The 23,405-nt window shown below is 61.2% G+C and carries 22 protein-coding genes and 1 riboswitch; of the genes, 9 read left to right on the top strand and 13 right to left on the bottom strand.

Annotation, left to right across the window (positions count from 1 at the left end):
• Nucleotides 1-33: 33 nt before the first annotated feature.
• The 3 genes from E4633_RS07910 (at nucleotide 34) to E4633_RS07925 (ending at nucleotide 1,981) form a co-directional block, all read left to right on the top strand.
• Nucleotides 34-531, top strand: coding sequence for a chemotaxis protein CheW (locus tag E4633_RS07910; protein ID WP_135869717.1), 498 nt, complete (start codon nucleotides 34-36; stop codon nucleotides 529-531).
• A gap of 798 nt (nucleotides 532-1,329) precedes the next feature.
• On the top strand, nucleotides 1,330-1,533 hold the full coding sequence (locus E4633_RS07920) for a 2-hydroxymuconate tautomerase family protein (RefSeq protein ID WP_129126198.1): 204 nt from the start codon (nucleotides 1,330-1,332) through the stop codon (nucleotides 1,531-1,533).
• Nucleotides 1,534-1,798: 265 nt separating this feature from the next.
• On the top strand, nucleotides 1,799-1,981 hold the full coding sequence (locus E4633_RS07925; RefSeq protein ID WP_135869719.1) for a hypothetical protein: 183 nt from the start codon (nucleotides 1,799-1,801) through the stop codon (nucleotides 1,979-1,981).
• Between the two features lie 140 nt (nucleotides 1,982-2,121).
• Here E4633_RS07925 and E4633_RS07930 read toward each other — a convergent pair whose 3' ends face one another.
• From E4633_RS07930 to E4633_RS07960, 7 genes are all read right to left on the bottom strand, one after another.
• Nucleotides 2,122-2,826, bottom strand: coding sequence for a zinc ribbon domain-containing protein (locus E4633_RS07930; protein ID WP_135869720.1), 705 nt, complete (start codon nucleotides 2,824-2,826; stop codon nucleotides 2,122-2,124).
• A gap of 127 nt (nucleotides 2,827-2,953) precedes the next feature.
• On the bottom strand, nucleotides 2,954-4,495 hold the full coding sequence (locus tag E4633_RS07935; protein ID WP_135869721.1) for a Ppx/GppA phosphatase family protein: 1,542 nt from the start codon (nucleotides 4,493-4,495) through the stop codon (nucleotides 2,954-2,956).
• A gap of 41 nt (nucleotides 4,496-4,536) precedes the next feature.
• A complete protein-coding gene (locus E4633_RS07940; RefSeq protein ID WP_135869722.1) occupies nucleotides 4,537-5,061 on the bottom strand; it encodes a helix-hairpin-helix domain-containing protein in 525 nt (174 codons plus the stop codon).
• A 26-nt stretch (nucleotides 5,062-5,087) separates the two neighbouring features.
• Complete coding sequence (locus E4633_RS07945) at nucleotides 5,088-5,609, bottom strand: SixA phosphatase family protein (RefSeq protein ID WP_135869723.1); 522 nt, start codon at nucleotides 5,607-5,609, stop codon at nucleotides 5,088-5,090.
• Between the two features lie 167 nt (nucleotides 5,610-5,776).
• Nucleotides 5,777-6,352, bottom strand: coding sequence for a hypothetical protein (locus E4633_RS07950; protein ID WP_135869724.1), 576 nt, complete (start codon nucleotides 6,350-6,352; stop codon nucleotides 5,777-5,779).
• Nucleotides 6,353-6,493: 141 nt separating this feature from the next.
• Nucleotides 6,494-6,793, bottom strand: a complete 300-nt coding sequence (locus E4633_RS07955; RefSeq protein ID WP_135869725.1) for a hypothetical protein — start codon at nucleotides 6,791-6,793, stop codon at nucleotides 6,494-6,496.
• 8 nt (nucleotides 6,794-6,801) lie between these two features.
• Entirely contained in the window at nucleotides 6,802-7,044 is a 243-nt protein-coding gene (locus E4633_RS07960) for a hypothetical protein (RefSeq protein WP_135869726.1), read from the bottom strand.
• A gap of 389 nt (nucleotides 7,045-7,433) precedes the next feature.
• Between E4633_RS07960 and E4633_RS07965 the strand changes: the two genes are divergently transcribed.
• Nucleotides 7,434-8,732: an amidohydrolase gene (locus E4633_RS07965; RefSeq protein ID WP_135869727.1), complete on the top strand. Its 1,299-nt coding sequence runs from the start codon at nucleotides 7,434-7,436 to the stop codon at nucleotides 8,730-8,732.
• Nucleotides 8,733-9,000: 268 nt separating this feature from the next.
• On the opposite strand, the gene E4633_RS20755 is transcribed toward E4633_RS07965, so the two are convergent.
• Together E4633_RS20755 and E4633_RS07975 are read right to left on the bottom strand one after the other, a co-directional pair.
• The gene (locus E4633_RS20755) at nucleotides 9,001-10,674 is read right to left on the bottom strand and encodes a DUF3300 domain-containing protein (protein WP_246037977.1); all 1,674 of its coding nucleotides are present in this window, start codon (nucleotides 10,672-10,674) and stop codon (nucleotides 9,001-9,003) included.
• Nucleotides 10,675-10,761: 87 nt separating this feature from the next.
• Entirely contained in the window at nucleotides 10,762-13,158 is a 2,397-nt protein-coding gene (locus E4633_RS07975; RefSeq protein WP_135869728.1) for a hybrid sensor histidine kinase/response regulator, read from the bottom strand.
• Between the two features lie 297 nt (nucleotides 13,159-13,455).
• Here E4633_RS07975 and E4633_RS07980 point away from each other — a divergent pair, with 297 nt between their 5' ends.
• From E4633_RS07980 to E4633_RS07990, 3 genes are read left to right on the top strand one after another with little or no spacing between them, the layout of a single operon-like run.
• Nucleotides 13,456-14,466 carry an energy-coupling factor ABC transporter permease gene (locus E4633_RS07980; RefSeq protein WP_135869729.1) on the top strand — a complete coding sequence of 337 codons (1,011 nt, stop codon included), beginning with the start codon at nucleotides 13,456-13,458 and terminating at the stop codon, nucleotides 14,464-14,466.
• A 35-nt stretch (nucleotides 14,467-14,501) separates the two neighbouring features.
• Nucleotides 14,502-15,314 carry a cobalt ECF transporter T component CbiQ gene (gene cbiQ / locus E4633_RS07985; RefSeq protein WP_135869730.1) on the top strand — a complete coding sequence of 271 codons (813 nt, stop codon included), beginning with the start codon at nucleotides 14,502-14,504 and terminating at the stop codon, nucleotides 15,312-15,314.
• The gene (locus E4633_RS07990; RefSeq protein WP_135869731.1) at nucleotides 15,311-16,060 is read left to right on the top strand and encodes an energy-coupling factor ABC transporter ATP-binding protein; all 750 of its coding nucleotides are present in this window, start codon (nucleotides 15,311-15,313) and stop codon (nucleotides 16,058-16,060) included. Before cbiQ ends, E4633_RS07990 begins: the two co-directional genes overlap by 4 nt.
• 66 nt (nucleotides 16,061-16,126) lie before the next feature.
• On the opposite strand, the gene E4633_RS07995 is transcribed toward E4633_RS07990, so the two are convergent.
• The gene (locus tag E4633_RS07995; RefSeq protein WP_129126184.1) at nucleotides 16,127-16,327 is read right to left on the bottom strand and encodes a cold-shock protein; all 201 of its coding nucleotides are present in this window, start codon (nucleotides 16,325-16,327) and stop codon (nucleotides 16,127-16,129) included.
• A 467-nt stretch (nucleotides 16,328-16,794) separates the two neighbouring features.
• Here E4633_RS07995 and E4633_RS08000 point away from each other — a divergent pair, with 467 nt between their 5' ends.
• Nucleotides 16,795-18,150 (top strand): J domain-containing protein, encoded by a 1,356-nt coding sequence (locus E4633_RS08000; RefSeq protein WP_135869732.1) that lies wholly within the window; start codon nucleotides 16,795-16,797, stop codon nucleotides 18,148-18,150.
• A gap of 89 nt (nucleotides 18,151-18,239) precedes the next feature.
• Here E4633_RS08000 and E4633_RS08005 read toward each other — a convergent pair whose 3' ends face one another.
• Both E4633_RS08005 and E4633_RS08010 read right to left on the bottom strand, forming a co-directional pair.
• Nucleotides 18,240-19,376: a trans-sulfuration enzyme family protein gene (locus E4633_RS08005; RefSeq protein ID WP_135869733.1), complete on the bottom strand. Its 1,137-nt coding sequence runs from the start codon at nucleotides 19,374-19,376 to the stop codon at nucleotides 18,240-18,242.
• Nucleotides 19,377-19,387: 11 nt separating this feature from the next.
• Complete coding sequence (locus tag E4633_RS08010; protein WP_135869734.1) at nucleotides 19,388-20,521, bottom strand: trans-sulfuration enzyme family protein; 1,134 nt, start codon at nucleotides 20,519-20,521, stop codon at nucleotides 19,388-19,390.
• 68 nt (nucleotides 20,522-20,589) lie between these two features.
• A riboswitch (SAM riboswitch) is annotated at nucleotides 20,590-20,696 on the bottom strand.
• A gap of 453 nt (nucleotides 20,697-21,149) precedes the next feature.
• Between E4633_RS08010 and E4633_RS08015 the strand changes: the two genes are divergently transcribed.
• Entirely contained in the window at nucleotides 21,150-21,656 is a 507-nt protein-coding gene (locus tag E4633_RS08015; protein WP_135869735.1) for a MucR family transcriptional regulator, read from the top strand.
• Nucleotides 21,657-21,746: 90 nt separating this feature from the next.
• On the opposite strand, the gene E4633_RS08020 is transcribed toward E4633_RS08015, so the two are convergent.
• Nucleotides 21,747-23,303, bottom strand: coding sequence for a DHA2 family efflux MFS transporter permease subunit (locus tag E4633_RS08020; RefSeq protein ID WP_135869736.1), 1,557 nt, complete (start codon nucleotides 23,301-23,303; stop codon nucleotides 21,747-21,749).
• Nucleotides 23,304-23,405: the final 102 nt, after the last annotated feature.

A 23,405-nucleotide genomic window follows, 5' to 3' on the forward strand; every position in this document is an offset into this window, starting at 1 on the left:
GTCGACACATTCATGGCAACTGCGGAGGAAGCGATGTCTACGGCAAATTTACCGGTTAAAAAGGGTGAGTCCAGCAGCGAGCTGATCCAGCTGGTGAGCTTCAATCTCGGGGCGGAGGAGTACGCCGTCGAGGTGCTCAAGGTACGCGAGATCATCAGGATGACCCCCATCACCCATATCCCCAATACCCCTCCGAGCGTGGAAGGGATCATCAACCTGCGCGGCAAGGTGATACCTATCGTGTCGCTCAGGAGCAGGTTCGGCATGAACAGCACCGAGGACGACCAGCACACGCGCATCATGGTCATGGACATCGACGGCAAGCTCATGGGGTTCATCGTCGACGGGGTATCCGAAGTGATCAGGATATCTAGCGGCGAGATACAGCCCCCGCCGAGCATCGCCGCCGGCGGCGTAGACCAGGACTTTATCTGCGGCGTCATCAAGCACGGCGAGCAGCTGCTCCTCATGTTGCAGCTCGACCGCATGTTCACCGGCGCCGAGCAGGACGCCTTCTCAAGCTTCGCTTAGCCAATCGCATTTCACACCCGCCCCTTCAAGCGCTCCCTCCCCCGGAGGGGGAGGGCAGGGGAGGGGGGAACTCTCAAAAATGAAGGGGAAGAACGGCTCCGGCCCTTCTTCCCCTTATGCTTTAAATAACCGTTCACCGACTCCCAACGTTGCGGCGCGGAGGCAGACCCCTTTGTCCCGTTCGAGCGCGTAGCTTCGCCAATCTGTCACTTTGACTCCTTAATTTGTCACTTTGCCCTCTAATTTGCACTTTTACCTCTCTAATTTGAAGATTTACCCCTCTAATTTGCAATTTAACCCTTCTAATTCGTCACTTTGACCCCTTAATTTGTCGTTTTGGTCATCCAATTTGACTATTGTAGTGCTACTTCGTCGATTTGCGCTCTGATATGACGGTTTACCCCCTCTCTTTGTTGATTTGATCCTGTAACTGTCGATTTCCCCGCTAAATTGGCGGATGACTATCGATTTTGCCGAATGGTCTTGAGCAGCATCGAAGAGAGCCGGTCGAGAAAGGCTCTCCTGTCCTTGTCATCGTAGAAGATGTCTCCTTTCTCGTTGCCTCGGAAGATCACATGCTGAAGGCTGCTATCTGTCGGCGGGAAGGTGCCCGTGCATGTCACCGGCAGGGTGGGGACACTGAGCTTCGAAGGTGGCGATATCATACAGGTCATTCAGTGACTACGGCTTTCCGCCTGAGTTTTGAAGGACCAACTTTGGGGTGTGCTCAGGTGCATTGTGTGGTAGAGTGGCGCTTCCCCGCTGCTGGGGGGATTTCGTGAGAAAAGGGGGGGGGACATGCCATTCGTCAACATCAAGATCACCAAAGACGGTGCCACTGCGGAACAGAAGGCGACGCTTATCAAGGGGGTAACGCAGTTGCTGGTGGATACCCTCGGCAAGAACCCGGCTACAACGGTCGTCGTCATCGAGGAGGTGGATACGGATAACTGGGGGATCGGCGGCGAGTCCGTCACCGCACGTAGGAAGGCGGGCATATAGCGGGGCATCTGTTCAATTTATCGACACTTCTGTTCAAAAAAAGTGTCGAAATGTTTTACACTTTACTCAGTTGACTGTAAAGGTCGCTGCCGATGAACTGGCGCGGGGCCTTGATGGCCGTATTTACGACCTTTTCAACGCAGTGAATAAACCTGCACTCCCATGCTGCCATGGCATCGTCTATGCTACATGTTTGACAACAGACGGCGGACCCCGAAACGGGGGCGGGCCAGACACCGTTTCCGCCAAGAGAAGGAGGTGGCCAATGGGATACTTAAGCTATGGCCACGAGTTCATACTATCGATTGTCTTACTGCTGGTGGTTCTGCATTTCGTTCTGGATCTGCTGCCGATGCTTTATAGCCGCGTGCGCCTGTTGTTCGCATCTACACCGGTGAGAATAACCAGCGGGCTCGTCATCATCATCGCCGCCTTCTTCCTGCTGTAAGGGTGCGTAGCAGTCTCACAGTACGCTCCCTTGCATGAAGCTGGCGAAGAGTTCTGCCACCTAAAACTAAAGCCGGATGGGTCATTCAGCGACCTTCCGGCTTTCGTGTTTATTTGAGCTTAGGGGCGGGGCCGAGTCCGCTAAATCGGGCGGCGCCTCGACTGAATCTGCCGGTACAGGATGCCGGCTCCCCAGGCGAGCCCGCCGATCATGAAGAGCGTACCGCAGAAGAAAGAGATCCGCGCGATGACATGGTCGTATTGAAGGAGCCCCAACCGTGTCAGGATAATTTCCCAGTCATGGTAGTCTTCGACTTCGCTCCCCGTTACTCCGCCGAGCAGCATCAATTGCCCAGCCCTAGCGTCGTCCATGTACGGCGCTATGTCCATGAAACTCTGGCCGAGCCACCAAACACCTACCGTAGCGGCGAAGTGATCCTTCCTTCGCAGAAAGGAAGCGGTTACCACCGCAGGCATGAGCCATTGGCCTAGTGTCCCACCCAGCACCTGGATGAAGCGCCCGAACGGAGCAAAGATGACGTGCCCGGCTTCGTGGAAGGGGAGGTTTACAAGGTGCATGTACGAGCGTGAAAAATCTTCGCCACTGATCGGCATGAAAATGAACTTGCCGCCCCACACAAGTAGTATCGCCCAGATCACAAGCCTACCCGCAAGCTGAAGGGTATCCATGCCCCCTGGTGTCTCTTCGATCGTCCCTTCATGGATGGAGGTCGGCGGGGACTGGGAAGCTGAGTGGTCGACACGCACCTTGGCAAAGATGACACCGCAGCGCAGACATACCTCGGTACCGTCGGGCTGTGCATGGGCGCATTTCGGGCAGATCATGAGGGTCCTTGTCGCTTGCGGGGGATGAGAATGGCTCTGGCCGCAGAATCTCGGGCATGCCGACCGACTATATGACAAGGCATGGCATGGTGTAAATCTCAGAAATGACGGACCGGCAGCCGAAAGATCATTGCGACTCGGAAACTCCGCAATGCAGCACGAGCCTCACCTTGCAGGCTTCCTGCAGCAGATCGCTCTTCGCCTTGGCGCCGTAAAGCTCGACGGACATCTCTTCCTCACCGTTCAGGGTGAGTTCCAAGGTGTCCTGGGTGAGGGCGCAGTCGACTCCATGCACCACGGCGTTGCGGCGGCGGTCGAGGCCGTCGCACAGGCGCAGGATCCCGCCCAGGCGGGCTACCAGCAGCTGGTCGTCCGGGGATAACCGGGTGAACTCCTCGTGCTTCTTCTTCGGGACCGATTTGCGGTGGTACCGCGCGATATTGGCCATCAGCTCGCGCTCGCGCGGCGTGAAGCCGAAGAGGTCGGCGTGGCGGATCAAGTGGTAGGAGTGCTTGTGGTGGCTTGAATAGCTTATGAAGTAGCCGACGTCGTGCATGATGGCGGCGGCATCTAATAGCCGCATCTCCTTCGGCCCCCAGCCGTAGCGTGGGGCAAGGGCCTTGAAGAGCTGCAAGGAGAGCCGCGCCACATGCTCGGCGTGTCCTTCGTCGATGTGGCAGGAGTGGGCGAATTCGAGCGCGCTGTCGCGCCAGGAGCGCAGTTTTTTTTCGGGCAGGAGGTTCCGTCTGCGCAGTCCGCGCAGGATGAGCCCTTCGCGGATGCCGCGCTCGTTCACCTTCAGGTGGTTCACCTGGAAGAAGTCCATCAGCTCGTCCACAACGGTCACTCCCGCGACGATGATGTCGGAGCGCTCCGGGTTGAGCCCCGGGACGGCGCGTCTCTCCTTGTCGCTCTTTCTGGCGAGCATGGCCAGCAGATGAACGATTTCCGAGCGCAGCAGCTCGTAGCCGTGCAGCGAGTCGAACTTCTCCTTACGCGCTGCCGCGACCATGGCGGCGATCGCGGTGACGGTGCCCCCGGAGCCGACGAGGCATTGCATCCCCGTCCGCTCGCCGGTGTAGGCTGTTTTCAGCGACTTGCGGATGTGCTTGCGCAGTTTCTGGTGCTCCGTGCCCAGTACCGGGTCGCTTTTTAAAAAGCTCTCGGTGAGGAATACGGCACCAAGCTCAAGGGAGAGCATCTCCTCGGTATGCGTGCCGAGGGCGGATATGAGCTCCAGGCTGCCGCCGCCGATGTCGAAGATCAGGTGCCGCACCCCCTCAAGCTCGAAGTTGTGCTGGGCCGAGAGAGCGGCAAGTTCCGCTTCCTCTTCGCCGCTGACCACCTCGATCTCGAGACCGGTGCTTTTCTTTATCGCCCGCACCAGTTCGGCACCATTGGACGCCTTGCGCACGGCGCTGGTGGCGACCGCATCGATGGCGCTCACCTTGTAACCGTCGATGATTTTTTTCTGGCGGGTGAGGGCCTCGATGGCGCGCTCCCACGCCGCGGGCGCGATGGCCCCGGTCTGGTGCAGTCCTTCGCCCAGGCGTGCCAGGACCTTCTCGTCGTCCAGGATCCTGTACTTGCCGTTTCCCGAGGTCTCTATGACGATGCTGCGGATGGAGTTGGTGCCGATGTCTATTGCGGCGAGCCTGGTCTGTTTCAACTGCTGCTCCTTGGACTGCGGTAGGAGGGGAGGGGGGATCGCTAGGCGAGAGCCCTCAGCACAACCTTTCTCGCTTTCTTGAAACCCTTGCGCACTTTCTTGAGGCTTGCCTCTTCCAGGCCCGTCACCTTCTTGCCGGCCTTTTGAAGCGCCTTTGCAAGGCGCTTTGAGCGCTTCTTCCCTACGTCCTGCATCTGCGCCAGCGCGTTTTCGATTCGCTCCAGGTCCGAGCCGAGCTTTCTGCCGCATTTCTCCGACATCTGCTCGGCAAACCTGTCGCGCGTGGTCTGTGCCAGGTTTTCCACCTTCTCGCGCACCTCGCTCACGCGCGCGAGCATCTGCTGTGCCGAGGCATTTTGATGCTCTTCAGCCATCCCGGCCAGCTCTGTCGCCTGTTGCAATATGGACTGGATGTGGCGCGTATTGATGCCGCGCACCTTGCGCAGCCCTTCCTCTCCGGCCTGGGCGATCTTGGCGAAGCTGTCATAACCTGCATCGTACAGCCGTTTGCCGAGGATCTCGCCGACCCCTTTCAACTGTCTGAAGTCTGCTGCCGACTGAACCATCGTAAGTGCTCCTTCTTTGTGTACTGTTATCCGCCTTGGCGCAGGCGGTCCATCGCCTTGCCGCGCGTGGTGACGATGCGTCCCCCGCCGGTCACCATTTGCAGAAAATGTGCGTCGCCCGTTCCGTCCGCGGCCCGCTTGAAGGAGACGGTGCTCCCCTTGGGAAGGGTGAGGGTGTCGGTCTCGCCAAAGAGCGCCTGCGTGACGAGGCCCAGGTCCGGCTCATGCCCTACCAGCGCTACTTCACCGGCCTGCGGGTAGAGCCCCAAAAGCTCATCCAGCGCTTCGGGGCGGAAACCGGGGGCGAGCTGCGTGGCGACGATCAGTTCTCGCTTGTAGGAGAGTTTCTCTGCGAGTATGTCCGCCGTCTGCACGGCGCGGATGAGTGGGCTGGTGAGGATGAGGTCAGGGGATATACCCAGGGTGGCCAGGCTTTTTGCCGCTTTCCTGAAACGTCGTCTGCCGCGGCGGGTGAGGTAGCGATGCTCTTCCTGTATCTCAGCTGTTCTCTCAACTGCTTCTGCGTGGCGCACGATATGGATGATCATGGCTTTCTCCATAGATTAGGCAACGCTAAAGACTTTAACCAATCTCTCTGGTTTTGCAACCGGTACTTTTATTTTAGTGCAGTAAGCGCACCGGGAAGGGATGGTGTGGCAGAGAGGGGCTTGCATGGTCCCTCCCCGTCGGGGGAGGGACTGATTGAGGGAGGTGGCTAGCGCTTTTCAACCAGAAGCTGTGCCAGGCTCTGCCTGACAGAGTCGGTGATGGCTTCGGAAGGAAGGGAGCCGCCTACGCCTCTGAGCCAGAAACGGTCTACCGCGGTATCGCCCAGTGTGTCGATGGTCATCTTGACCGGGAACAGGCAACGCATGCTGAAGTGATCCAACAGGTCGCCCAGGAAACCGAGCCGGTCGATTCCCTTGATCTCGATGAACACGCTTCCTTCATGGCGTGCGGCCGGTTCCATCCTGAATTCGAGAAGCTCGATCCGTGCCGCCTTGTGGTCCGGCTCGGTGGCGGCGAGGGCGAGGAAGTCGATGCCCTCCGGGCTCTTGACGAAGGGGGCACTCTTCAGTTCGAAGCGCGAGCGCCAGTGGCTGGCGTTCACCTTTTCGGCGGATCCGTTTATGATGCTGACGCGGTGATCGGCAAGGCCCGCTGCAAGCCTGCCGGTCCAGCCGGGGGCTAGAAAGCCGGAGAGTTCCAGCAGGTAGCCGTTCGGCCTAGCCGTCATCGGTACGATGGTGAAGCCGGCCGGCGCGAAGTCGGTAAGTGTTCTGTCGGTCATTGACTCTCTTTTCATGGCTAAGCTGTTCATTGCCGCTCCTTTATTTTCAGTGACGCGAGATATCTGCGAGTCCCCGCCCCCGTAGGGGGGAGGGCCAGGGAGGGGGCTCCACTGTCCGTTGTTTGTGCGCCGTCAGGGCGCTCATGGTCGGTGCTGCAGCATCTCCCTGCCGCATCCTGCGAGAAAGGCGAAGACCTCGCCGCGGCTCTCCAGAAAACGCGGCAGGTCGCGGTTCATAAGGTCCTCGAGAAAGTGCATGGTGTCTGCGTCATCGCACTGTAACTCGTCCATGACTGCGGTCAGCATTGGAACGATGTCGTAGAGGTCGTCGCGGTTGAAGGGTGAGGGATCGCCGGGGCCTGCGAATTTGGCCTCGTACTTCTGCTCCGTCACTTTCGGATACCGGTACTTAAGGTCTGAGGGGTGAACGGTGATACCCATGGCGCCTCCTAGCGGCATCCGCAGGTTGAACTGCTGCAGCTCGTCCTGCAGCTGAGCTGTGCTTGCGGGTTTCCGGCGTCTTGGTCGAAGGAGTCCAAGGACTCCCTGGTAATGAACCACCCTTGTTCTGAGAGGGTCCCCTGCAGGGCCTTTTGCTTCAGCAGCATGAGGATCTTCGTCTCGGTGGTTGAGAGCTCCGCCGCGGCTTCGGCGGCTGTGACGTGTTCCTTCCCGTCGATCATCTCGGTCATGGCAGTCCCTCCTTGAATTTGGGACTTTACACGGAGCATGCCAGTCAAGCTTCTTTGGGTGCAGGGAATGGTATTTCAGGGTGTTAGCTGTTAAGCGCTCTGTATGGCTTTAAGTCTGTTGCTGATTTAATAGCCATGGTGCTCTGCATGGGGCACTGGATTCAGCAGAGAGCGCGAAGGTTCGGGGCATTTTCTGGTAAGGCAAATCCCCTCTGTCCCCCCTTCGCGGAGGCGCTACGGGGGGCAGGCTCCCCCTTCGCACAGGGGACAGGCACCTGCGGAGCCAGTCCCCTGTGTTGCTGCTGCGGCGGGTGCAGTTGGCGGTTGATAACGTCGGCGGAACATAGTAACCTGCGGCGGTATTTTCATCGCCACGTCCGAGAGACTTTATGCTGACAAAATCGCTACGCGACTCCCTGGAGACGCTGGTCGAGGCCGAACTCCCTTCGCTGGTCGAGTCGTACAAGAAACTGCACGCCCATCCCGAGCTCTCGGGTCAGGAGCGGGAAACCGCCGCTTTCCTGGCGGGTGAGTTCCGCACGCTCGGCTTCGCGGTCAGTGAGGGAATCGGCAGGTACCAGCGCTTCGACTGGCCCGGCTACGGCATCGTGGCGGTGCTGGAGAACGGGGACGGGCCGACGGTCCTTCTCCGCGCCGACATGGACGCGCTTCCGGTGGAGGAAAAGACGGGGCTTCCCTATGCGAGCATGGCAAGGGGGACCTATCGCGACGGTAGCGAAGGGGCGGTCATGCATGCCTGCGGGCATGACGTGCACATGTCCTGCCTGCTGGGGGCGGCGCGCGTGCTTTCCCGCTGCCGCGCGAACTGGTCCGGTACGCTTGTGCTGGCGGCTCAGCCGGGAGAAGAGGGGGGCGACGGGGCACAGGCTATGATCGACGACGGTGCGTATCGGCTCTGCCCGAGACCCGATTTCGCCCTTGCGCTGCACAGCACGCTGTTTCTGAAGGCGGGGACCGCAGGCTGGGCGCCGGGGAATTTCCTTGCCAGTTTCACCGAGGTCGAGGTGGTGGTGCGCGGGGTAGGGGCGCACGGTTCGGCACCCGAATGCGGCAAGGACCCGGTGGTGCTTGCCGCGCAGCTTGTACTTGCCTTCCAGACCATCGTGAGTCGAGAGATATCGCCGCACGAACCTGCGGTACTCACCGTGGGGGCGATTCACGGCGGAGCCGCCTGCAACGTCATCCCTGAAGAGGTGGTGCTGCAACTTTCTATACGGAGCTTCGACGATCGGGTGCGCGACCGCATCATCGAGTCGGTGCGGCGTATCTGCGAGGGGACTGCGCTTGCCGCCGGGGTGCCGCAGGAGCTTTCGCCCGTGGTGCGGGTGCTTGCCGCGCATCCGGCGACCTGCAACGACCCGGTGCTCGCTGAGCGTCTGGCCGGTGCCTTGCGCTTGGCGCTTGGGGAGGCAAACGTGGTCCGGTCGGCGGCGCGCATGGTGAGCGAGGATTTCGGTTCCTGGGGGCTCGGAGGTGAGATTCCCATCTGCATGTTCTGGCTGGGTGCTGCGGACCCGAGCCGTTTCGAGGAGTGCGCGGCTTCTGGAGGGTCTCTTCCATCGCAGCATTCGCCGCTCTACGCTCCGGCTCCGGAGCCGACTTTGAGGGGCGGGGTGATGGCGTTAGCTACGGCGGTGTGCGAACTGCTGCAGGTGGGAAGTAGGTAGAGGTTCTATAAAAGGCAAATCCCCCCTGTCCCCCCTTCGCGGAGGCCGCTACGGGCGGCAGGCTCCCCCTTCGTAAAGTGGGGAACGCGAGGGCTCGAGCAGCGCCGTTGTGATACACACAGGCTGCTTCGTGGAACATTTCGGGTAGAACCAAAAGAGAAGGGGCGCACCGTGCGGTGCGCCCCTTCTTTATTGCCTTCGGCCGTCTTATTTCCTGTTCTGCGCTCTTGACGGCGTTTTGTGTCTTGTTCTTCGCTGCTATGTTGCGTCAGCGATCTTCCCTTTGCCGGGCGGGTGCATCTTCACGGCCGCGTCCACGGGAAGGCTCGGCCTCACGTGCTGGGGGCTCTGCGCGTTTTGGTGCCGGTTCCACGCCCTGCGGCTGAGGCGGTTTGACGCCCTGCGGCTGTGGCGGTTTGACGACGGGTGCGGGTCGTGTTGCGGCCGGATGGGGCGCCACGGGACGCGTCTGGGGCGCTGGGACAACGGCTGGTTCTTTTACCGCAGGCTCGGCAGCGGGGGGATGCCTTACCCCGCGTGGCGCGGTACCGCGCTCGGCCGGTTTTACCGGCGTAGGCGCGGGGACTGCCGGCGGCGCGGGTGTATGGGGCGCTGACGCGGGAGCTTGAGGTGTCGCAGCTGGTGCTTGCGGTTGCGGCTTGACGGCAGGACCCGGGCTCCTGCGCCTTTGTTCTCCCTTGCCTCGCTCGGCACCACGCTCGCCGGTGGTGGCGGAAGGCTGCGGCTTCCCGGTGGAGGGCGTTGCAGACGGCGGTGACGGCTTGCCGGGAGCGGCAGGCTGTACGCGGGTCGGTTGACCTTGCTGCGGAACCACCTGTCCTTTCGGCGCCTGAGGGGCGCGCGGCTGCGTGGCCCCAGGCTCGCGTTGTTTCGTGGCCGGCGGGGTGACACCGGGTTTCGTTGCGGGTGCCGTTGGTGTCGTCACGCCCGGGCGTAACGGCTCTCTACCGGTCCAGGGCTCACTGCGTCTTTCGGTTCTCGGGCGCGGCGCTTGTACGCCGCCGGGGCGAGGCGCCGAAGGTCTCGGCTGACGCGACACGCCCGCCGGCAGCGGCGGCATCCTTCTCTCGTCACGATGCCTTTTGGTCTCAACGCGAAGCTGCTCGCGGTACATGCGCGTGTCACGCTGGACCACCCGCTCGTTCACGCTGATCACGGCGGCCCTGCGGTTTATGTAGATGTTGCGCCGGTCATGCACGTAGGGACGTGAGCGCCGGACCCACCCGGAACCCCTCCAGCCGTGGTAGTACACGCGATGTCCGCGCCAGTCGCAGTCACGGTTGAGCCACGGACCAAGGGTAAAGGCGACACCGAAGGAGATGGCCGGGGTGGCTGGATAGAAACGCTCCACGTAGACCACGTAAGGGTCGTAAACCGGGACGTAGACGTACTGCGGTCTAGCCGGGACGATCCTTATCATGTCACCGTCGAAGAACACCTCCTGCTGGCGTGTCGAATAGAGGTTCCCCTGGTCGTACGCCCATCGGCGCAGCCGCTGGATCGAATCCATCACGTCCTGGGGCTGCTCAATGTAGGCCTGCCCGAGCGAAGCGGTCCACTGGTACTCCCGGTCCATCATGTAGAGGATCTGAGGGTAGTGGGCGACGGCACGCACGCTTATGTCCCAGGACTGGTAGTCGATGTCCGGCGTGTTGCCGTAGAACCTCACGTAGCGGGCTGCATCGTGGATCTGGTCCACGAAGGTCGCGGCAGGTAGGATCTGGGCGATGAGCGGGTCCGCGTAGAGTGCGATGGGAGCGAGCAGGTCGTCAAGTTCTTCCGGGTAGAGAAGATCTCCCTCGTACTGGTATTGATCGGAAGCGGTGTAATACCCGGGTTCTGATTGAGCTCTGAGCGGGGTGACTGCAAAGGAAAGGGAAAACAGCAGGGCCAGCATCAACGGTATATAGGATCTTTTCATGGTTTCTCCCGGTGGGATCTACTGTTAAGGCTTACCGTCCCAGTCTATCAAAGTCGGGCGACGATGGCAAAACTGGGTTGGAACTGGTCAGCAGCCGGACTGCACGGCCATGATCTTCTCGTGCAGCCCTTCCATGTTGAAGGGCTTCTGTATGTAATGCAGCTCTTTCTCAGGTTGAATGCCGCGCCTTGCGATCATCTCATCGGAGTAGCCGGTCATGAAAAGTACCTTGGTCTCCGGGCGCATGGTCGCTATGCCACGGGCCATATCGAAGCCGTTCATCTCCGGCATGATCACGTCGGATAGCACCATGTCGATCTTCTTGCTGATGTCGCCGCAGATGGCGAGGGCGAGATGGGGGCTGGCTGCCTGGATCACCTGGTAGCCTATCTTCTCTAGCATCTGCGTCGCCATGAGGCGCAGCATGTCGTCATCCTCGACAACGAGCACGGTGCCCGATCCGATCATCGCTGTCGGCTTGCTCTCCTGCTGGACTACGGCGTCGCCGGTTAGTTTCGGGAGGTAGATCTTGAAACAGGTGCCCCGTCCCGGTTCGCTTTCCACGTCGATGAAGCCGCCGTTTTGGGTGACGATGCCGTAGACCGTGGCAAGGCCTAGGCCGGTGCCGCGTCCCACCTCCTTGGTGGTGAAAAATGGCTCGAAGATGCGCCGCACCACCTCGCGCTCCATCCCGGTGCCGGTGTCGATGACACTCAGGCACGCATAGGGGCCGGGCTTCGCATCGAGGCGGAAGTCGCAGAACTCGGTATCGACGGTGATGTTACCGGTCGCAACGGTAAGCGTGCCTCCTTCGGGCATGGCGTCGCGGGCGTTTACCGCCAGGTTCATGAGGATCTGGTCTACCTGGGAGGGGTCGATGCGTACCGGCCAGAGCTCGTCGTCCGGTACGAAATCGAAACAGATCTCCTCACCGATCAGGCGGCTTAACGTCTTCTTCATCTCCAGGCAGTGATCGTTTAGGTTCACGCGTCTCGGGGAGATGATTTCCTTGCGGGAGAAAGCGAGGAGCTTGCGTACCATGTCGCGGGAGCGCTCCCCGGCCTTGATGACCTCATCGAGGTAAAGGGAGAGGGGGGACGCGCCGGCCGCTTCGAGCTGGCAGAGTTGGGCGTAACCGAGCATGACGCTCAGCATGTTGTTGAAGTCGTGCGCCACCCCGCCGGCCAACTGGCCGATCGACTCCATTTTCTGCGAGTGCCTTAACTGCGCCTCTACCTTCCTGTGCTCGGTTATGTCGATGCCGAAGCAGAGGGTGCCGACGACGGTCCCCTTTTCCACGATGGCGCTGTTGCGCCAGGAAATGGTGCGCATGGCCGCCGCTTTGGTCACGATTTGCCCCTCGCAGGCGCAACCTCCGGTGCCGGCCCCCGCCTCCTGCGGGATGCAGCACATCTTGTGGAAGGCCTCGGCACCCATCACGGTTTCGAACCAGCTCTTCCCCAGGAGCTCCTCCTGCCGATAGCCGGTCATCTCCTCGCCGGCACGGTTGATGAGGGTTACCTCCCCTTTCAGGTTAAGCCCCAGGATCATCACGCAGGCTGCCTGGATCAGGTTCTCGGTGTACTCCTTTGCAGCGGTGAGCGCCTCCACCGACTGCCTGCGCTCGGTGATGTTTTCGATGGAGAGCACGGTGCAGGCGATGCGCCCCTCCTGGTAGACCGGCGTGGCGCCGCAGGCGATCGATACCGTGCCGCCGTCTTTGGTGAGAAATTCCGCTTCGAACTTCACTATCTCGGCGGTGCCGGACGTGACGAGATGCAGCTGTCGCCGCACCATGTCGATGCAGTAGGGACAGACGAACGTGCCGATGTCGTGCCCGATAAATTCCGGGGGCTGAAATCCAGAGAGCTCGGTACAGCGCGCGTTGGCCATGTCCACGGTGCCGTCGAGGTTGAGGACGATGAGCGCGTTAGCGCTGCTTTCCATGACTTTTTTCAGGAAGGTGTAGGAGTCCTGCAGTTGTCGGTTGGCCTGGTTGATGACGCGGAAGGGGAGTAGTACGAAGACGATGAGGGAGACGCTGAAACCTGCGACCGCTACCAGGGCGGCCCTTTTGATGATGGGGCGCAGCGACCGGCTGATTTCGACGCTTCCGATGACCTTGTCGCCGTAGAGGATGGGGTGGGTACGCTGGATAACCGGTGCTGCGAGCTGCCCCCCGCTTGCGGCCAGTTCCCTTCCCCCTGCGTCCAGGATGCGGTGCCTCTCTGAGGTGGTGGGGGTGCCGTGGCTGGAGAGGATGGCATCCAGTCGGTGCGCTTCCTCATGCCAGGAGTCTGGGCGGATATTGCCAAGGGAGGTGATGATGCGGGCGTTGATCTCGGTCTCGGTCTCGAGGCTGCCCAGCGCATGCTGGTAGCTGACCGCAAAATAGCCGAACGGGAAAAAGAGGGTTACGAGAAGGGCGAGAACAACCGTGCAGTTGATGGTGAAATGGCCTGTCTGCTTCTCGGAACCGTTCATTGGGAGCGCTCCTTGCGCATCAACCAGGTGCGGGACTTCGTTGTCCGGTATCGTTGCCCGGCCCATCTGCACCTCGGCGCGCAGATTAGCATTGTATTAATAAAAAGAGAAGCGATTTGTAGGAAAAAAACCTCACGGAAGAGGGTTGGTGAAACGTATACGCGATCGTTGCCGTGACGGCCGCGTTCCCGGGGGATATGCGTTGACAGGGTAGAGGGCATCCTGTATAAAAAACCGTGTCACTGAATTGAAATTCGTGCTACGCGGTTTTGACCGGGAAGCACGCGGAGGAAACTGATGCATATGGCGGACGCTCTGCTATCCCCGTCGGTCGGGGGGACCATGTGGGCCGTCTCCGCAGGCGCCATCGCCTGGGGATCGGCGCGCCTTGGCCGCGAGAGCGACGATCGCATCGCCCCGCTTATGGGTGTGCTGGGCGGCTTTCTCTTCGCCGCCCAGATGATCAACTTCTCCATCCCCGGCACCGGCTCGAGCGGGCATCTAACCGGCGGTCTGCTCCTCGCCATTCTATTAGGCCCGAGCGCCGCCTTTCTCACCGTGGCGTCGGTGCTCGTCGTGCAGGCGCTCTTCTTCGCCGACGGCGGCCTCTTGGCCCTCGGGTGCAACATCTTCAACCTCGGGGTGATCCCCGCCTTCATCATCTATCCGCTTTTGTACAAAAGGCTGATCGGCACAGCACCGGGGCCCCGCCGCGAGGCGGCGGTGACGCTTTTCGCAGCGCTCTGCGCCATGCAACTGGGCGCTCTCTGCGTGGTGCTGGAGACGGCGCTCTCCGGGGTATCCGAGCTGCCGCTTGTGAAGTTCCTCGCGCTCATGCTCCCCATCCACTTGGCCATCGGCGCGGTCGAGGGGGCGGTTACCCTCGCCGTGGTCTCCTTCCTGCGCAAGGCCCGTCCGGAGTTGCTCGCCCGCCGGGCTCACGAAGAGGCCGCACCTTCGCTCAAGCCGTTTCTCGCCGCTGCCCTTGTCTGCGCCTTGCTGGTTGCAGGCGGGATCTCCCGTTTCGCCTCCGATAAGCCTGACGGGCTTGAATGGTCCGTCGCCGGTGCGTCCGGTAGCGCTGCGCCGGTTGCCCTGCATGGCGTGACCGCTTACCTGCACGCGCTGCAGGGAAGGTTCGCGTGGTTCGCCGAGTATCGCGTGCCGGCTGGGGACGGGGTGGCCGCTCAACAGGCGGGGCCGGGTGCCGCCGGTGTGGTCGGCACGCTCATCACCCTCGTTATCGTGGTCGCGGTGGCGGCGCTTCTGCGCCGGGCGAAAAGGGGAGGGGCCGCTCCCGAGGCGTAGGCGCGCTCGGCTGTGGTTTCGGCGAGGAAAAGGGCATGGCATCGGTACATGGGGCACTGCTTGATTTGAAGCGGCTGGATCGGCTCGCGGGGGGAGATACCGTGCTGCACCGACTGGATCCCCGCGCCAAGGTGCTCGCCACCTTAATCTTCATCCTCTGCGTCGTCTCCTTCGGGAGGTACGAGCTCTCCGCTTTGGTTCCCTTCCTGATTTACCCTGCCGTGCTCATCGCCGTCGGGCGGCTTCCCGCCGGGTACCTCGCATCGCGTGTTCTCCTGGTCTTCCCCTTCGTCGTCGCGGTCGGCATCTTCAACCCGTTTCTCGATAGGGAGGTACTCTTCCGTCTCGGTGACATCGGGGTGACCGGCGGCTGGATCTCCTTCGCCTCCATCATGCTGAGGACCGCGCTCACCGTGGCCGCCGCACTCACCTTGACCGCGCTTACCGGCTTCGTCCCCATCTGCCGCGCCCTTGTCGGGCTAGGCATGCCCAAGGTGTTCGCCATGCAGCTCCTTTTTCTCTACCGCTACCTCTTCGTGCTGGCCGATGAGGGGGGACGTGCGGCGCGGGCAAGGGAGATGCGCTCCTTTGGCGGCAAGGGGAGGGGGCTTGCGAGCTACGCTCCCCTGCTCGGGCACCTGCTCCTGCGCACCTGGCAGCGCGCGGAGCGCACCCACATGGCGATGCTGGCCCGCGGTTACAACGGCATGCTTCCCGCTGCCGAATCCAGGCGCCCGGGGCTTTCGGACTTTCTTTTCGTACTTTTCTGGGGCGGCCTCCTCGTCACCCTTAGGCTGTGCAACCTTCCCCGTCTCCTCGGGGCGCTGGTAACGGGAACCCTGTCATGAGCCATCACATCATCGAGATCGAACACCTGCGCCACGTTTACCCGGACGGCACCGAGGCGCTGCACGACGTAACCTTCAGCGTCACCCACGGCGAGTCCGTCGCCGTCATCGGCGCGAACGGGGCGGGAAAGTCGACGCTCCTAGCCCACCTGAACGGGCACCTGCTTTCCGAGTCGGGAGAGGTGCGCATAGGCCACGTACCGGTCAGCGGCGCGACCCTCGAACAGGTGCGGCGCACCGTCGGGATGGTGTTCCAGGACCCCGATGATCAGCTTTTCATGCCCACGGTCCGCGAGGATGTCGCCTTTGGTCCCATGAACCTGGGGATCACCGGCGAGGAGCTGAAGCGATGCGTGGCCGATGCGCTGTGCCGGGTGGACGCGGAGCATCTTGCAGAGAAGGCGCCGTATCATCTCTCCGCAGGCGAGAAGCGCAGGGTGGCCATCGCGACGGTGCTTTCCATGTCCCCAAACGTGCTGGTGATGGATGAGCCGACAAACGGCCTGGACCCTTACGCCCGCAGGCAGCTGATCGGGCTTTTGAAGGATTTCAGGCACAGCAAGATCATCACGAGCCACGATCTCGACATGGTGCTTGAGGTGTGCGAGCGGACCATCGTCCTCTCAGGGGGGGCGGTGCGCGCGGACGGTCCGACGAGGGAGATATTCAGGGACGAGCGGCTTTTGAGGGAGTGCCGTCTTGAGAAGCCGCTATCCATGCAGGGATGCCCGGTCTGCGGCGGGTGAGGGGAAACGAAAAAAGCCCCGAATCGCTCCGGGGCTTTTGATAAAGTTCTACGCTATATGTCGGACTTAGACCCTGGAAACGTTGGCCGCCTGAAGACCTTTCGGTCCCTTGACGATCTCGAAGGTCACGGAGTCACCCTCGGTGAGGGATTTGAAGCCGTCGCTGTTGATGGCGGAGAAGTGAACGAAGACATCCTCGCCGTTCTCCTGCTCAAGAAAACCAAACCCCTTGCTGTCGTTGAACCATTTTACCGTGCCGTTTACCATTTACTTACTTCTCCCTGTACTTCCGTTTTGTTATAACCTGCGGGAATTCGCGGGTGCGTAACCATACCAGTCTGCATACTCCGTGTCAATCATTTTTTAAGATCGGTTTAAAGTGTTCTGCTTAGTATACAGGGTCTGCCTGTACTGGCCTTGGCTTTGCCGTGCTGTCGGCTTTGTCAGGAGAGCCACGTCGCTTCGGGTACTTATGCCGATGATACGGTACGTCTGTGTCGTGTCGCTGGTGCATTTACTCTCACTGCATGAGGATGCCAAAATCTCATGTCTCGACGTATACGTCTCTGTCGGCGGCGCATCCTGTCGGTGCTGGTGCCCATGACAGTGGTTTACTTCCCTCAGACAATTTCCCTTTCATCTGATAAAATCCTTTTGTGTCAGAGCGCCTGCTCGTGTTAAGGTGCTATGATAAAGATCCGTTTTTAAAACAATCCTGAACTGCGTGACAATCCATGACCGCCCGTTACCAACAGAGATCACCTGAGGAAATAGAACTCGAGCAGAGGCGCGCCGAACTCGCTTCGCTGCGCGCACGCCATGCCGAGGCGAGCGCCGTGCTGCACCAGTTGCGCCAGGAGATCGCGGGCTTCGAGCGGAACTACCAGGAGACGCTGGGCAAACGGATGGCCGAGCTGGAAGGGATCGAAGCCGAGATCGACCGGCTCACCGGCGCCGGTAGCGTCGCGGAAGATGACTTCTGCGAGGGGACCGCTTCCGCACCGGACGACCAGGATGACTACCTGGACGGCCGCACCTACCAAAGCGGCAAGGCCTTCCGGGGCGGCGACGCGCACGGAAGCCGCGGTCGGGTCTGGAAGGCGGATGAGCAGGACATCAAGGCCCTGTACCGCGAGGTCGCCAAGGCGATCCATCCCGATCTCGCCGGTGACGGTCCCAATTCGGTGCGGCACGAACTGATGCTGAAGGCGAACCGCGCTTACGCCGAGGAGGATCACCGCACCCTCAGGGAGATCCTGAGGAACTGGCGGCGGCACTTCCCCGAGCAGGCCGAGCAGAGCGACATCCGGGCGGAGCTTGTCCGGGTGAAGCGGCAGATCGCTGTGGAGATGGAGGCGATCCGTGAGGTGAACGAGCAGATCGAGGAACTCCGTGCCAGTTACGTGCACCGCTTCAAGCTGCGGGTCGACGAGAGCATGGCGGCGGGGAGCGATCTCTTCGCGGAGATGGTGGCGGCGGCCGAGATCAACATCGCCCGTGCGCTGAGGCGTCTGGCCGCGCTCAAAGGGGAGAAGGCACGCAGCTCCGTGCGCGGTGCGACGAGGCAGGCGCGCATCGTCTCCTTCCCGGCCGATGCCGCGTGCGGCGACCTTTACCTGCGCGACCTGCGTTCTGCGAACTTCAGCGACTGGAAAAAGGGCGGGCCGGCCATCGGTTCGGTGCGGGTGTATCTCGATCAGGCGCTGCGCCTGGACGTGAAGGACGGGGTAGGGGAGAAGTTGAAGCTTTTGCAGGGGCTGAACCCGGAAGATCTGCAGGCGCTCTTTCTTTACGACGCGCTCGACGCCGATTTAGACCACATCGTGCATCTGACCGGCCTGGAGGAACTCTACCTCTGTGGGACCGCCCTGACCGACGCCGCGCTCCTCGGGATCTCGACGCTAACCGCGTTGAAGAGGATCTACCTGTACCAGACCAGCATCTCCGACCGCGGCCTCGTCTACCTGCAGGGGATGCAGGGACTGCAGGGGCTTACCAGCAGCGGCAACAGCATCACGGACGAGGGTCTGGCCGGGTTCCAGAGGGCATTCCCTGGGGTGAAGACGGTGAGTTTCAAGTGGAGGCGCTGAGGTATCAGGCGCTGCCAGCTCTTTTGAAAGAAGAAAGCCCGGGAGACGATTCTCCCGGGCTTTCTTGCGTTGGGGCTTGGCGGGGGAAATTAGATGTCCAGGAAACGCGCCATGTCGGCGATCAGGTCGTCCGGGTCCTCGAGACCTACGGAGAGACGCACCAGGGTGTCCTTGATGCCGCGTGCTTCCCTCTCTGCGGGGGGCATCGCGGCGTGGGACATCTTCGCCGGGTAGGAGAGGATGCTCTCCACGCCACCGAGGCTGACGGCAAAGGCGGCGAGTTTCACTCCCTCGAGCAGGCGCGTGGTGAGCTCGAAGCTCGAAAGCTCGAAGGAGAGCACGGCGCCCGGGCCGCTCGACTGGCGCTTGTGCACCTCGTAGCCCGGATGGTCGGGTAGCCCCGGGTAGTACACCCGCTCCACCTGCTTCTGCTCCTTCAGCCATAGCGCTATTTTTTGCGCACTTGCCTGGTGTTCCTCCATGCGAACCTTAAGTGTTTTCAGGCCGCGCAGCACGAGCCAGCAGTCCTGGGGGCCAAGCACCGCGCCGAAGGCGTTCTGGATGAAGCGGAGCCTCTTGCCGAGCTCGGGCTCGCGGGCGACGGCGAAACCGCAGATCACGTCGGAGTGACCGTTAAGAAACTTGGTGCCGCTGTGCAGCACGATGTCGCAGCCAAGCTCGAGCGGCCGCTGCAGGTACGGGGTCATGAAGGTGTTGTCCACGATGGTCAGGATGCCGTGCTCCGCCGCCAGCGCGACCGCCGCGGCAAGGTCGGTGATCTTTATGAGCGGGTTCGACGGGGTCTCCAGGTAGAGCGCCTTGGTCTCCGGGCGGATCGCGGCGGCAAGGGCCGCCGTGTCGGTGGCGTCCACGAAGGTGGCCTCGAGTCCCCACCCCTTGAACAGGGTGGACAGGAGCCTGAAGGTCCCGCCGTAGACGTCCTCGCACACGACGAGGTGGTCCCCCGGGGCGAAGAGGAGGATGGTGGATGCGATGGCCGCCATTCCCGAGGCGAAGGCAAGCCCGGTGGCACCCTTCTCGAGTCCCGCGACCGCTTCTTCCAGCGCCTCCCTGGTCGGGTTGCCGGATCGTGCGTAGTCGTAGCGGCCGAAATGATCCATCGACTGCTGGGCGAAGGTGGAGGTGTGGTAGATGGGGTGGCTCACCGAGCCGTGCTGGGGATCGATGGGGTCGCCGCCGTGGATCAGTTCGGTTGCGAATTTCATGCGTGCTCTCCTTATGCGAATGCCTGCGCCAGGTCGGCGATCAGGTCGTCCTTGTCTTCTATGCCTACCGAAAGCCGCAGCAGCAGGTCGTTGATGCCGAGGCGCTGCAGCGTCTCCGGCTCGATATCCGCGTGGGTCTGCACCTTCGGGAAGGTGATCAGGCTCTCGACGCCGCCGAGGCTTTCCGCGAAGGAGATGAGCCGTGTCTTCATAAGCAGCCGCTCGACGAGTTCTGGACGGGCCACCTCGAAGGCGATCATCGCACCGAAACCGGTGCACTGGCGCTGCATGAGGTCGTGGCCGGGATGTTCCGGCAGCCCCGGGTAATAGACCCGCCCGACGCCTGGGTGCTCCTTCAGCCACAAGGCGAGGGCGAGCGCGTTCTCCTGCTGGCGCTCCATCCGGATGGTGAGCGTCTTGATGCCGCGTATGGTGAGCCAGGAATCCTGGGGGCCGAGCACCGCGCCCGCGCCGTTTTGGTGGAAGTACACCTTTTCGGCGAGGGCGGCGTCCTTCACGGCGACGAGGCCGCACACCGTGTCGTTGTGGCCGGAGAGGTACTTGCTACCCGAGTAGACCGTGATGTCGGCGCCGAGATCGAGACAACGCACAAGGTACGGCGTCAGGAAGGTGTTGTCGACGATGCAGAGCATCCCCTTTTCCTTGCAGAGCGCCGCGAGCGCCGCCACGTCGGCCACCTTTAGAAGCGGGTTGGTGAGCGACTCGACGAAGAGGGCACGCGTGTTGGGGCGGATCGCCTGCCTGACCAGCTCGACGTCGCTCGTGTCGACGTAGCTGAAGCTCAGGCCGAACTGCTGGAACAGTTTTTCGAAGAGCCGGTAGCTCCCGCCGTAGAGGTCCTCGGTGACCACAAGGTGATCGCCGCGCTCGAAAAGGAACATGAGGCTCGTGATGGCCGCCATGCCGGAGGCGTAGGCAAAACCGCGGCTGCCCCCTTCCAGGCGCGCCATTCCCTCTTCGAGGGCCTGGCGGGTGGGGTTACCCGAGCGGCTGTAGTCGTAGCCGGTGCTCTGTCCAAGGCCTGGATGGCGGAAGGTCGCCGTCTGGTAAATCGGAACCGTTACCGCGCCGGTTCTCGTCTCGCGCTCCAGGCCGATCTGTGCTGCAGTTGTCGCGATGTTCATGTCTGCCTCCAATGCAAAAAGTCCCCTTCCGGGGGTGGAAGGGGACTTCGTTGGTATCGGTCCGCACTTCCTTATCTTCCGGAACGTTTCGTTCCGCAGGATTTGGCACCTTCCCCCCTGAGGGGAGGTTGCCGCGATGTCATAGGGCCAGTCCCTCGATCGCTCTGGATAAGTCATGCTATTCGGTTGTAAGGGGTCAATCCTTGAATACTAGTGAGATACTAATACAAGAGTGGTGCAGTTCTGTCAACGCTAAAAGTCTACTTCTTGACTAAAGTAAAAGTTATTTGCGGCCAATGTTTCCCTCGCACGCGACTGGGATGGCTGTGCATGTGCGTTGCGAAGTCATAGCGTTACCGGTGTGATGCCTTGTGGTGGCTTCCAGTCCTGTTTCATGGGCATCTTGCGGATGCACGCCAGTCTTTGTGGCAGCAATGTTTTGAGTTTGTGAATTCCTCTTTGGTCACAGCACTGGCAGATAAAACAAACCGCTGTCATTGGGCATCAAGTGCTGCTTCAGTCTCTTAGCTAAAGACGCTCTGTAATATAATTGAAAATACCAATTTGACAATGCAAAGAAACCTGCCACTATAATGCCAGCAAGTAATGATCAATGGAGGGAAAATAAATGGCCACTTTGGTAGAGATCGCGGCACAGATCGTAGCTTCGCATGCGTCGAGTACTCCCATGACCTCGGATCAGCTTATATTCGAAATCAGCAAAGTGCACAACGCGCTCAAAAACCTTGAAGCGGGTGAACCAGTCGAGGGATTAGAGGAAGCGAAGCCTTCCGTTTCTGTGAAGGATGCATTCAAGAAGGGCGAAGTCGTTTGCATGCTGTGTGGCAAGGGCGGTTTCAAGACGCTGGCGCGACATCTCAATACCGCCCACGGCATGAAACCGGGAGAGTACAAGAAGCAGTTCGGCATCCCGGGCAAGCAGCCGCTCGCCGCCAAGAACTATTCCGAGGCGCGCCGCAAGATGGCCCTCGATCGCGGTCTTGCCGACAACCTCGCCAAGGCCCGCGGTGTACGCATGGCCAACATCGAGGCAAAGAAATCGACCCCGGTGAAGCCCAGGGCAGCCAAGGCGTCCAAGGCCCCGAAAGAGACGGCCAAAGCGAAGACCGCCTGAGGTTCGTCACAGGTTCATGTGAAAATGGCCGCCCCGTTACGGGCGGCCATTTTTTTTGTCCTGAAGTATGGGTCGCAAACGCCTTTGTGGTTAATGCACCGCCCCCGGCGGCAGGTGTTTCACGGGTTTCTTCAGAAGCAGCAATAGCGGGATGATCACCACGAAGGCGATGCCTACGATGAAGAAGATCCTGTTGTAGGAGAGCATGTAGGCTTGCCGCGAGATCTTGCCGTAGATGATGGCAAGCGCGCCCTGTTCGGCGGCGACCGGTCCCAGGCCGCGCCCCATCATGGCCTGTTTGAGTACCGCGATCTGGGACTGCGCGAGCGGGTTGTACGGGGTCACGTGGGCTACCAGGCTGGTCTGGTAGAACTGGCCGTAACGCGCGAGGAGCGTGGCGGCGATGGCGATCCCGACGCTGCCGCCGATGTTGCGCAACAGGCTGAAGATGCCGGTCGCGTTTCCCATCTCCTCCCTCGTTATGGTGGCGAGGGTGACCGTGGTCAGCGGGACGAAGATCATGGCAAGCCCCACGCCCAGCACGACGCGCGGCCATACGAAGTCGCGGTAGGCTGCCTCCAGCGTGAAACCCTGCATCATGTGCATCGAGTAGGCGGCGATGATGAGGCCGACAAAGACGACCTTCCTGCCGTCGTAGCGCTGGATGATCGCACCGACGAAGGGCATGCAGATGAGCGTCGCGACACCCCCCGGGGCGAGCACCATGCCGGCCATGGTCGCGTTGTACCCCATGAGGGTCTGCAGGAACATCGGTATGAGCATGATCGAGCTGTAAAGGCAGAAACCCACCGCGAACATGATCAGGTTCCCCGCCGAGAAGGAGACGTTCTTGAACAGGCGCAGATTGACGACCGGGTGCGGGTGATTGAGCTCCACGTAGATCAGCGCGCTGAGCGCGACGGCGGTGACGACCGAACAGGCGACGATGAAGCCGGAGTTGAACCAGTCGTCCTGTTGTCCCTTGTCGAGTACGATCTGCAGTGCGCCGAGTCCCACCGTCAGGAGCATGAGTCCCCAGTAGTCGATCGATGTTCGGGCCCGCTTGATGTAGCTCGGGTCGTAGATGAAGAAGGTCGCCATGACCACGGCCACAATGCCGATCGGGATGTTGATGTAGAAGATCCAACGCCAGTTCAGGTTGTCGGTGATCCATCCCCCGAGGGCCGGGCCGATGATCGGGCCGAACATGGCCCCGACGCCGAAGATGGCCATCGCCATACCCTGCTGGTACGGCGGGAAGGTCTCCATCATGATCGCCTGGCTCATCGGTATGAGCGCGCCCCCGGCGGCCCCCTGCAGCACCCGGAAGAAGATGAGGAGACCTAGGTTGGGTGCCGCGCCGCACATGAGCGAGGCGAGGGTGAAGAGGGTGATGCAGGTGATGAGGAAGCGCTTGCGACCGAAGATCCCCGCGAGCCAGCCGGTCATGGGGAGGACGACGGCGTTACTCACGAGATACGAGGTGAGCACCCAGGTGACCTCGTCGGTACCTGCGTTAAGGCTCCCCTGCATGTGCGGCAGCGCCACGTTGGCGACCGAGGTGTCGACGATCTCCATGATCGCCGGCAGCATCACCGTTATCGTGATCAGCCACTTGTTGATGTTCTTTTCTTCAGCGCTTTTCATCGAACCGCCGCAGGTTATTGGTTAAGGGCGCGCAGGTGACCTCGCGCTCCCCCCTTTGCGAAGGGGGGACGGGGGGGATTTGCCTTTGCTCCCGGTTTCAAG

It is taken from the genome of Geomonas terrae, assembly GCF_004791675.1.
In the GTDB taxonomy this organism is placed as follows: domain Bacteria; phylum Desulfobacterota; class Desulfuromonadia; order Geobacterales; family Geobacteraceae; genus Geomonas; species Geomonas edaphica.

Coding starts and splice junctions, on each gene's coding strand:
- E4633_RS07910 (WP_135869717.1), top strand. CDS start 34: ATGTCTACGGCAAATTTACCGGTTAAAAAGGGTGAGTCCAGCAGCGAG.
- E4633_RS07920 (WP_129126198.1), top strand. CDS start 1,330: ATGCCATTCGTCAACATCAAGATCACCAAAGACGGTGCCACTGCGGAA.
- E4633_RS07925 (WP_135869719.1), top strand. CDS start 1,799: ATGGGATACTTAAGCTATGGCCACGAGTTCATACTATCGATTGTCTTA.
- E4633_RS07930 (WP_135869720.1), bottom strand. CDS start 2,826: ATGATCTGCCCGAAATGCGCCCATGCACAGCCCGACGGTACCGAGGTA.
- E4633_RS07940 (WP_135869722.1), bottom strand. CDS start 5,061: ATGGTTCAGTCGGCAGCAGACTTCAGACAGTTGAAAGGGGTCGGCGAG.
- E4633_RS07945 (WP_135869723.1), bottom strand. CDS start 5,609: ATGATCATCCATATCGTGCGCCACGCAGAAGCAGTTGAGAGAACAGCT.
- E4633_RS07950 (WP_135869724.1), bottom strand. CDS start 6,352: ATGACCGACAGAACACTTACCGACTTCGCGCCGGCCGGCTTCACCATC.
- E4633_RS07955 (WP_135869725.1), bottom strand. CDS start 6,793: ATGGGTATCACCGTTCACCCCTCAGACCTTAAGTACCGGTATCCGAAA.
- E4633_RS07960 (WP_135869726.1), bottom strand. CDS start 7,044: ATGACCGAGATGATCGACGGGAAGGAACACGTCACAGCCGCCGAAGCC.
- E4633_RS07965 (WP_135869727.1), top strand. CDS start 7,434: ATGCTGACAAAATCGCTACGCGACTCCCTGGAGACGCTGGTCGAGGCC.
- E4633_RS20755 (WP_246037977.1), bottom strand. CDS start 10,674: ATGAAAAGATCCTATATACCGTTGATGCTGGCCCTGCTGTTTTCCCTT.
- E4633_RS07975 (WP_135869728.1), bottom strand. CDS start 13,158: ATGAACGGTTCCGAGAAGCAGACAGGCCATTTCACCATCAACTGCACG.
- E4633_RS07980 (WP_135869729.1), top strand. CDS start 13,456: ATGCATATGGCGGACGCTCTGCTATCCCCGTCGGTCGGGGGGACCATG.
- cbiQ (WP_135869730.1), top strand. CDS start 14,502: ATGGCATCGGTACATGGGGCACTGCTTGATTTGAAGCGGCTGGATCGG.
- E4633_RS07990 (WP_135869731.1), top strand. CDS start 15,311: ATGAGCCATCACATCATCGAGATCGAACACCTGCGCCACGTTTACCCG.
- E4633_RS07995 (WP_129126184.1), bottom strand. CDS start 16,327: ATGGTAAACGGCACGGTAAAATGGTTCAACGACAGCAAGGGGTTTGGT.
- E4633_RS08000 (WP_135869732.1), top strand. CDS start 16,795: ATGACCGCCCGTTACCAACAGAGATCACCTGAGGAAATAGAACTCGAG.
- E4633_RS08005 (WP_135869733.1), bottom strand. CDS start 19,376: ATGAAATTCGCAACCGAACTGATCCACGGCGGCGACCCCATCGATCCC.
- E4633_RS08010 (WP_135869734.1), bottom strand. CDS start 20,521: ATGAACATCGCGACAACTGCAGCACAGATCGGCCTGGAGCGCGAGACG.
- E4633_RS08015 (WP_135869735.1), top strand. CDS start 21,150: ATGGCCACTTTGGTAGAGATCGCGGCACAGATCGTAGCTTCGCATGCG.
- E4633_RS08020 (WP_135869736.1), bottom strand. CDS start 23,303: ATGAAAAGCGCTGAAGAAAAGAACATCAACAAGTGGCTGATCACGATA.